Here is a 7,588-nt window from a genome sequence, read left to right as displayed (position 1 = left end):
CCGATGGCATATTTCGCGGCATATTTGGCAACTTCCGTCTCCAGCGTGAAACGCCCCTCCATCGGGCGGGACTGCTGGCTGGCCCAGGCCCCGATCCGGCTGTCGCGCGGGCGGCTGTCGAAATAGGCGTCGGCCTCCGCGTCTGTTACTTTTTCGACGGTGCCCTGAATGCGGATCTGGCGGCGCAGGGATTTCCAGTGAAAACAAAGCCCAGCACGCGGATTCGCAAGTAATTCGCGGCCTTTCTGGCTGCCGAAATTCGTATAGAAGACGAAGCCGCGCTCATCCACACCTTTGAGCAATACCATCCGCACAGAGGGATATCCTTCCGTATCGGCTGTGGCCAGCGCCATCGCCGTCGGGTCGTTGGGTTCGCTTTTCTCGGCTTCCGCCATCCAGTCCTGAAACTCGGTGAGGAGTTCGGTAAAGTTTTTCACAGTCATTTTCGGATACTCGTTATCTCACTGCATGCCACTGCTTTGCCGCATTTCGTTGCCAAACTTAATTGGCCGCGACGGAATTGTCGACCGGTGACGTTTACATTAAGATAGGCCTATCCGAAAGCATTTGAAATGAATTGTGATGGACCTATTACTATAAAAGTCTCTTGTGGACCTATATAGTGATGAAACGGGGATGGTCTGACAGCTGTCAGGATCTGAATTTTACGATGACAAGGATTGTAATGATGCGAAAATCAAATCTACTGGTGGTCACGGCAGTGGCGCTGGCGCTTGCTCTCGCGGGCTGCGCGGATGCCCAGAATAACCCAAAAACAACCGGTGGCGCGATAATCGGCGGTATCGGCGGTGCGTTGCTCGGCTCCATGTTCGGTAAGGGCAAGGGGCAGCTTGTGGCCGTCGGCCTTGGCACGCTGGCCGGTGCGATGGTTGGCAGTGAAGTTGGCAAGACGCTTGATGCGGCGGATCGTGCGCAGATTGACCGCGCTGAAAAACGGGCGACCACGGCGCCGATCGGCCAGACGATCAGCTGGAACAATCCAGACAGTGGCAATTCCGGGTCGATCACGCCGGTGCGTGACGGCAATCATCTCGATGGTCGCTACTGCCGGGAGTTCCAGCAGACGATTGAAGTTGGCGGCAAGCTTGAAAAAGGCTATGGAACAGCCTGTCGGCAGCCTGACGGCTCCTGGCAGATCATGAATTAAGGGGTGGAAGGCGGCTTCGGCCTCCCGAATATATCGGGGGCCGGGCCGGACAACATTTTTAATGGGACGAAATAAGCTATTCACGGTTGCCCTGACGGCGGCGTTGCTTGTCACCCTCGGGACAAGCCCGTCCGCCCGGGCGGGTTTCAACGAAGGTGTCGAGGCCTATGAGGCCGAAGACTATAAAACCGCGTTCAATGAATGGCTGCCGCTGGCGAAGAATAATGATCCGGCGGCAATGCGTAATATCGGCCATATGTACCGGCGCGGCCTCGGCGTTCCGCAGGATTACGCCAAGGCGATGACATGGTACAAGCGGGCGGCGACCGTCGGGCTCGACCGGGCGCAGGCCAATGTCGCGGGCATGTATCTCGACGGCGAGGGAGTGGATCAGGATTACGCCCAGGCGGCAAGCTGGTTTGCCCGCGCCGCGCAGCAGGGACATGTGGTCTCCCAATATAATCTTGCCCTGCTTCTGGAAAATGGTCTCGGCGTGGAACGCAATGACGAGCGGGCGCTCGGCTGGTTTGCCCTGGCCGCGAAGGCGGGCCATCCGCAGGCGAAGAAAAAAGCGGCGGAACTGGCGGCGCGCATCAAGAGCCAGTCCGACAATGGGGAAACGGTCGGCGCGGGCGGGCCCCTGATCAAGTCGGCGGAGGCCGCAGAGCCCGATCCGGCTGAGGTGATTGAGGAACCCGCCGGGAAAGAGGCCGACCAGGTAGAAGCGACACAAGCCCCCGCCCCGCAAGCAACTGAGCCACAGGAGAACGTGACGGACGCCGCGGCCGCGTCCTCAGCCCCGAAAAGTGTTCAGAAAAAAGGCTTTTATGAGGCATTGAAATCCCTTGTTGTGACGCAGGAAAGCAAGACGGCGGAAAGCGCCTCCGAGCTGCCTGCGGACGCACCCGTTGCTGCGACTCCTGTTGAGACTACGCCGGAAACGGCTGCGGCGACCCAGCCGCTCACCACAGCGAAACCGGCACCGGCTCCCGCACCGACACCCGTTGAAAAACCCGCCGTTGTAGCCGTCCCGCAGAAGCCGGTCGCGGTCGCGGCAATTTCGTCACCGGAAAAAGCGGAACCGGCGGCAACAAAGACATCCATCCCGAAGGCCCGCGCCGTTCCGCCCGGAACCGGCCTCAGCGCGGCGGAGAAGCTGGAAATGGCCGATCTCGCCTATACCCTGAAACAGTATCAGCAGTCATTGAGCATTTGGGCGCAGCTCGCCGCGGACGGCAATGCAGAGGCTCAATACCGCCTCGGCGGGTTGTTTAGCGCGGGCGTTGCCGTGCCGGTAGACCGGGTGCGGGCCTATTTCTGGTGGGATAAGGCGAAGGGCAACGGTTCCGGTGAGGCCGCCGCGGCCCTTGCCGATCTGGAACCTAACTTGACACATCTTGAAAAAAGACAGATTGATCGGGTGAATTAGTTAAATCCTAAGATAAAAGCCTTATATACTGATATTAAAGGGGCTTAATGACTTTAGCGGCGCGTCAGCGTCCAGCATGGCGACGGATGAAAAACTTATACAGTATTCTTGGTGTTTCTAAAGGCGCGAGCCAGCAGGAGATTAAATCCGCCTATCGCAAGCTCGCCAAACAGCACCATCCTGACGCGAACCCGGGGGATACGAAAGTGGAGGAGAAATTCAAGGAAATCTCCGCCGCTTATCATATCCTGGGCGATGAAAAACTGCGCGCTCGTTACGACAACGGCGAGATCGACGAGAGCGGTCAGGAGAAAATGGGCGGCTTTCGTGGTGGTCATCGCGCGTCCTCAGCAGGCGGTTTTGGCGGCGGTGCGGCGGAGGATATTTTCTCCGAGATTTTTGGCAATTTGCGCGGCGGCGGCTTTCGCGGCCGGGTGCCCGAAAAGGGCCGTGACCGGAAATTCGCAATCGAGATCGACTTCATGGAAGCGGCTCTTGGCGGCAAACGGCGCCTGACCATGGGCGATGGCGGTCGAACCCTTGATGTCACTATTCCCGCAGGTGTCACCGATGGTCAGCAGATCCGTCTGCGCGGGCAGGGCGAGGCAGGTGCGGGTGGCGGCCCGGCAGGCGATATCCTGATCAATATCACCGTGCAGCCGCACAGTTTTTTCCGGCGGGAGGGACAGAATGTCGTTATCGAACTGCCGATCAGCCTGCCCGAGGCGGTGCTGGGCGCAACCGTCAAGGTGCCGACGGTGGATGGTACGGTAAATCTGAAAGTCCCGTCCGGGTCCAACACGGGCACGAAGCTCCGCCTGAAGGGCAAGGGGATTGCCGCAAAGGGCGGTACGCGCGGGGATCAGATGGTCAGTCTGAAAGTCGTCCTGCCAGATAAACAGGATGAAGAGCTTCAGGATTGGGTGACGAAATGGGCGGAAAAGCATGACTATGATGCACGCTCCAAGCTGAAGGCGAAATAGCCGTCATCGACCACGCCGTGCATAAGTCTTTTGACTGCCTTACACAACCGCGATAAAAAGATAGAATAATTATAGTTTTGTAGACGGGTAATGAGGGGACGCGTATGACGCAGCACAAGGGTTTGATGGCTGGTAAAAGAGGCCTTATCATGGGGGTTGCCAATAACCATTCGCTGGCGTGGGGAATTGCACAGGCGCTGCATGAACATGGTGCAGAGATCGCATTCACTTACCAGGGCGAAGCGCTCGGGAAACGGGTAGTGCCGCTGGCCGAGAGTGTCGGGTCCGACACGGTCCTGGAATGCGACGTCACCGATGACGCCTCTATGGATGCGGTGTTTGCGGCGCTGAAGAAAAAATGGGGCAAGATCGATTTTTTCGTCCATGCCATCGGCTTTTCCGACAAGAATCAGCTGCGCGGCAATTTCTCTGATACCACGCGCGATAACTTCAATATGACGATGGAGATTTCCTGCTTCTCCTTTATTGCACTGGCCAAGCGCGCTTCCGAGTTGATGAGCGACGGCGGCAGCATGGTGACGCTGACCTATTACGGATCGGAGCGGGTGATCCCGCATTATAACGTCATGGGCGTTGCCAAGGCAGGGCTGGAGGCAGCGGTGCGCTACCTCGCCGTTGAGATGGGCAAGAACAAAATTCGTGTGAATGCACTCTCCGCCGGTCCGATCAAGACGCTGGCCGCGAGCGGTATTGGCGATTTTCGCTACATTCTGAAATGGAACGAATACAACTCACCGCTGAAACGCAATGTCACCATTGACGATGTCGGCGGATCGGCGCTCTATTTGCTCAGCGATCTCGGCGCCGGCGTATCGGGGGAGACCCATCATGTGGATGCCGGGTATCATGTTGTCGGCATGAAGGCGGAAGACGCGCCCGACATCACCAAGTAAACAAGTTTTCAGGCGGAAGTCCTTATGTCTCACAATAGTTTCGGTCATCTGTTCCGGGTGACGACCTGGGGGGAAAGCCATGGCCCGGCGCTTGGATGCGTGGTTGACGGCTGTCCGCCGCTGATCGAGGTGAGTGAGACCGAGTTGCAGCATTGGATGGACCGGCGCAAGCCCGGCCAGTCGCGTTTCACCACCCAGCGCAAAGAGCCCGATACGGTGAAAATCCTCTCCGGCGTGTTCGAGGGGAAAACCACCGGCACGCCGATCAGCCTGATGATCGAGAATGTCGATCAACGCTCCAAGGATTACGGGGATATCAAGGACAAGTTCCGCCCTGGCCATGCGGATTTCACTTATCAGAGCAAATACGGTATCCGCGATTATCGCGGCGGTGGCCGTTCCAGCGCGCGGGAGACGGCGGCGCGGGTTGCGGCAGGCGGCATTGCGCGAAAAGTGCTTGGCGATGGCATCAAGATCAAGGGCTATCTCACCCAGATTGGCGACAAGGTCATCGACCGGTCCCACGCCGATATGGCTGAGGTTGATAACAACCCCTTCTGGTCGCCCGATCCCGGCATTGTCGGGGAATGGACAGACTATCTCGATGCGATCCGGAAGGCCGGCTCCTCCGTCGGCGCGGTGATCGAGCTGGTGGCCTCCGGTGTGCCTGCCGGGCTTGGCGCGCCGATCTATGGCAAGCTCGATTCCGATCTTGCCATGGCGATGATGACGATCAATGCGGTGAAGGGGGTCGAGATTGGCGATGGCTTTTCCGCTGCGGCACTCACCGGGGAGACCAATGCCGACGAGATGCGCAGCGGGAATGAAGGCTTCCCAAGATTTCTCAGCAATCACGCGGGCGGGATCCTCGGCGGGATTTCGTCGGGGCAGGATATTGTCGTCCGCTTTGCGGTAAAGCCGACCTCCTCGATCCTGAAGCCGCGCGACACGATTGATATCGACGGTAACGAGACGGAAATCCAGACGAAAGGCCGACATGATCCTTGCGTCGGTATTCGCGGCGTTCCGGTGGGGGAGGCAATGATGGCCTGCGTCCTTGCCGATCATCTTTTGCGTCATCGTGGCCAGAACGGTTAGACTAGAAAACAACAAAAGCAAATGAAGGAGAGCCCCCATGTCCCAGCCTAAATATGTTCATGCCCTGAAAGATGTTCCGGTTCCGGCTCGCGCAGAGCTGGATGAAGGAACGCAGAAATATTTCGCGGTATGCGATGAAAAGCTCGGCATGGTGCCGAATGTTCTCGCGGCCTACAGCTTCGATAACGCGAAGCTCCGCGCTTTTTCGGATATGTATGGGGAATTGATGCTGGGCGAGTCCGGTCTGTCGAAACTTGAGCGGGAGATGATCGCCGTTGCTGTTTCCTCCGTCAATCAATGCTTCTACTGCCTGACGGCCCATGGCGCGGCGGTGCGGGAGCTGTCGGGCGATCCGATCCTCGGCGAGTTGATGGTGATGAACTATCGCGCGGCGGAACTCCCCGCGAAGCAGCGCGCCATGCTCGATTTCGCCTATAAGCTGACCAAGACTCCGAACGAGATGGAGGAAAGCGACCGCCAGGCGCTCCGTGATGCGGGCTGGACCGATCGCGATATCTGGGATATTTCGGCGACGGTCTCCTTCTTCAACATGAGCAATCGCATGGCCATGGCGATCGACATGATGCCGAACGAGGCCTATCACTCAAGCGCGCGCTAAAGGCTGCTGTCAGTCGCGGTTTTCCGGAACAGATCGGCGAGAAGACGTCCGGCGGGACCGATTTTCTCCGGCGAGGGAATAACAAGGCTCAAGGGCACCAGAAGTTCCAGCTTGTCGCGGGTATTGAGCAGGCCAAGATCTCCGCGCTCTATGTCCTCGCGGATTATATGCGCGGGAAGCCAGCAAAAGCCATGTTTCGAGAGCAGGATTTCCCGTGCCTGATGGAAATCGCTCACCGTCCAGCGCTGTTCCGATTTCAGCCATCCGATAGCCGTCGGCAGCGGCTGGGTTGTCCGGTCGCTGATAACAATCTGTAAATTCCGGTGCAGCTCCCCGGTCTCGACCGGAACATCGGCTGTCACCAGCGGATGTTCCTTATGAGCATAGGGGGCCATTTTAACGGCCATCAGCGGTGTGCCGAGATAACCCTGCGGGACGATGGGCGTGATCACAAGATCAGCCGTGGCCCGCGTAATTGCCTCCACTGCGCCATTCAGAATGACACTCTCGATCTTGAGGCGGGTACCGTGGCCCTGCTCATGAAACTGCGTGAGGATCGCCATCAACTGGTCTTTGGGGTATACCCCCTCCACCGCGACGGTAATTTCCGTCTCCCAGCCCTGCCGGGCCGTCCCGACGAGCCGCTCAAGGTCTTGCGCATCCTCGATCAGTCTTAGAGAGCGCCTGCGCATTACTTCGCCAATGGCGGTGAGCTTGACCTGCTTGCCCTCAACGGTAAGAAGCTTGACGCCGAGCTGGCCCTGCAGCTTTTGCACCGCGTGATGCAAAGAGGAATGGCTGCGGTTCAGCTTCTCCGACGCCTGAAGATAGCCGCCATGGTCGATGACGGCGTTAAATATCTGCCATTGGGTGAGTGTTGTGGTCAGCATGTCTAATAATTAGACAATAAATGCCGAAATTATTCAATTTATATTCTAAAAAACAGACATATATTCGACGAGTAATTCATGATGAACGCTGGAGTTGATGACGATGCTAGAGAAACTGACCCCTTTATTTGACCTCGCGGGCCGTATTTTTATCGCGATCCTGTTTGTCCCGGCGGGCTTTGCCAAGATCACCGGTTATAGCGGAACGGCAGGCTATATGGAATCCGTTGGCGTGCCGGGCATTCTGCTCCCGCTCGTCATTCTGGTGGAACTGGGCGGCGGCCTTGCCATTCTTGCCGGGTGGCAGACGCGGATCGTGGCCTTTCTGCTCGCCGGTTTCTGCCTTGTCTCGGCTCTCCTTTTCCATCTGCAACCCGGTGACCAGATGCAGATGATCCTGTTCATGAAGAACATTGCCATTGCGGGCGGTTTTCTGTTCCTCGTCGCGAACGGGGCGGGTGCCTACAGCCTCGATCGCCGGTCGAAA

The 7,588-nt window shown here is 57.8% G+C and carries 9 protein-coding genes; 7 read left to right on the top strand and 2 right to left on the bottom strand.

Features of this window, described 5'->3' with window-relative positions; genetic code table 11:
* On the bottom strand, positions 1 to 443 hold a 443-nt coding region (pdxH, locus tag P1U71_RS10085), incomplete at its 3' end, for a pyridoxamine 5'-phosphate oxidase (RefSeq protein ID WP_301105471.1).
* Positions 444 to 670: 227 nt separating this feature from the next.
* Here pdxH and P1U71_RS10080 point away from each other — a divergent pair.
* The 6 genes from P1U71_RS10080 to P1U71_RS10055 all read left to right on the top strand — a co-directional run bounded on the left by P1U71_RS10080 (position 671) and on the right by P1U71_RS10055 (position 6,211).
* Positions 671 to 1,168, top strand: coding sequence for an RT0821/Lpp0805 family surface protein (locus tag P1U71_RS10080; protein ID WP_301105470.1), 498 nt, complete (start codon positions 671 to 673; stop codon positions 1,166 to 1,168).
* A 61-nt stretch (positions 1,169 to 1,229) separates the two neighbouring features.
* Positions 1,230 to 2,597, top strand: coding sequence for a hypothetical protein (locus tag P1U71_RS10075; RefSeq protein WP_301105469.1), 1,368 nt, complete (start codon positions 1,230 to 1,232; stop codon positions 2,595 to 2,597).
* An 86-nt stretch (positions 2,598 to 2,683) separates the two neighbouring features.
* The gene (locus tag P1U71_RS10070; RefSeq protein ID WP_301105468.1) at positions 2,684 to 3,580 is read left to right on the top strand and encodes a J domain-containing protein; all 897 of its coding nucleotides are present in this window, start codon (positions 2,684 to 2,686) and stop codon (positions 3,578 to 3,580) included.
* Positions 3,581 to 3,684: 104 nt separating this feature from the next.
* The gene (fabI, locus tag P1U71_RS10065; protein WP_301105467.1) at positions 3,685 to 4,494 is read left to right on the top strand and encodes an enoyl-ACP reductase FabI; all 810 of its coding nucleotides are present in this window, start codon (positions 3,685 to 3,687) and stop codon (positions 4,492 to 4,494) included.
* Between the two features lie 24 nt (positions 4,495 to 4,518).
* The gene (gene aroC / locus P1U71_RS10060; protein ID WP_301105466.1) at positions 4,519 to 5,592 is read left to right on the top strand and encodes a chorismate synthase; all 1,074 of its coding nucleotides are present in this window, start codon (positions 4,519 to 4,521) and stop codon (positions 5,590 to 5,592) included.
* 37 nt (positions 5,593 to 5,629) lie between these two features.
* Positions 5,630 to 6,211 (top strand): peroxidase-related enzyme, encoded by a 582-nt coding sequence (locus P1U71_RS10055; RefSeq protein ID WP_301105465.1) that lies wholly within the window; start codon positions 5,630 to 5,632, stop codon positions 6,209 to 6,211.
* On the opposite strand, the gene P1U71_RS10050 is transcribed toward P1U71_RS10055, so the two are convergent.
* Positions 6,208 to 7,101, bottom strand: a complete 894-nt coding sequence (locus P1U71_RS10050) for a LysR family transcriptional regulator (RefSeq protein ID WP_301105464.1) — start codon at positions 7,099 to 7,101, stop codon at positions 6,208 to 6,210. The genes P1U71_RS10055 and P1U71_RS10050 overlap by 4 nt on opposite strands.
* 103 nt (positions 7,102 to 7,204) lie before the next feature.
* Here P1U71_RS10050 and P1U71_RS10045 point away from each other — a divergent pair.
* On the top strand, positions 7,205 to 7,588 hold a 384-nt coding region (locus P1U71_RS10045), incomplete at its 3' end, for a DoxX family protein (protein ID WP_301105463.1).

It is taken from the genome of Sneathiella sp. (genome assembly GCF_029233945.1).
Lineage (GTDB): Bacteria > Pseudomonadota > Alphaproteobacteria > Sneathiellales > Sneathiellaceae > Sneathiella.
The sequence above is the reverse complement of the archived record's forward strand: the minus strand, read 5'-3'. Positions and strand labels throughout refer to the sequence as shown.

Bases quoted from the DNA above. Each gene is read 5' to 3' on its own strand.
- P1U71_RS10080 (WP_301105470.1), top strand. From the start codon at position 671: ATGACAAGGATTGTAATGATGCGAAAATCAAATCTACTGGTGGTCACG.
- P1U71_RS10075 (WP_301105469.1), top strand. From the start codon at position 1,230: ATGGGACGAAATAAGCTATTCACGGTTGCCCTGACGGCGGCGTTGCTT.
- P1U71_RS10070 (WP_301105468.1), top strand. From the start codon at position 2,684: ATGAAAAACTTATACAGTATTCTTGGTGTTTCTAAAGGCGCGAGCCAG.
- fabI (WP_301105467.1), top strand. From the start codon at position 3,685: ATGACGCAGCACAAGGGTTTGATGGCTGGTAAAAGAGGCCTTATCATG.
- aroC (WP_301105466.1), top strand. From the start codon at position 4,519: ATGTCTCACAATAGTTTCGGTCATCTGTTCCGGGTGACGACCTGGGGG.
- P1U71_RS10055 (WP_301105465.1), top strand. From the start codon at position 5,630: ATGTCCCAGCCTAAATATGTTCATGCCCTGAAAGATGTTCCGGTTCCG.
- P1U71_RS10050 (WP_301105464.1), bottom strand. From the start codon at position 7,101: ATGCTGACCACAACACTCACCCAATGGCAGATATTTAACGCCGTCATC.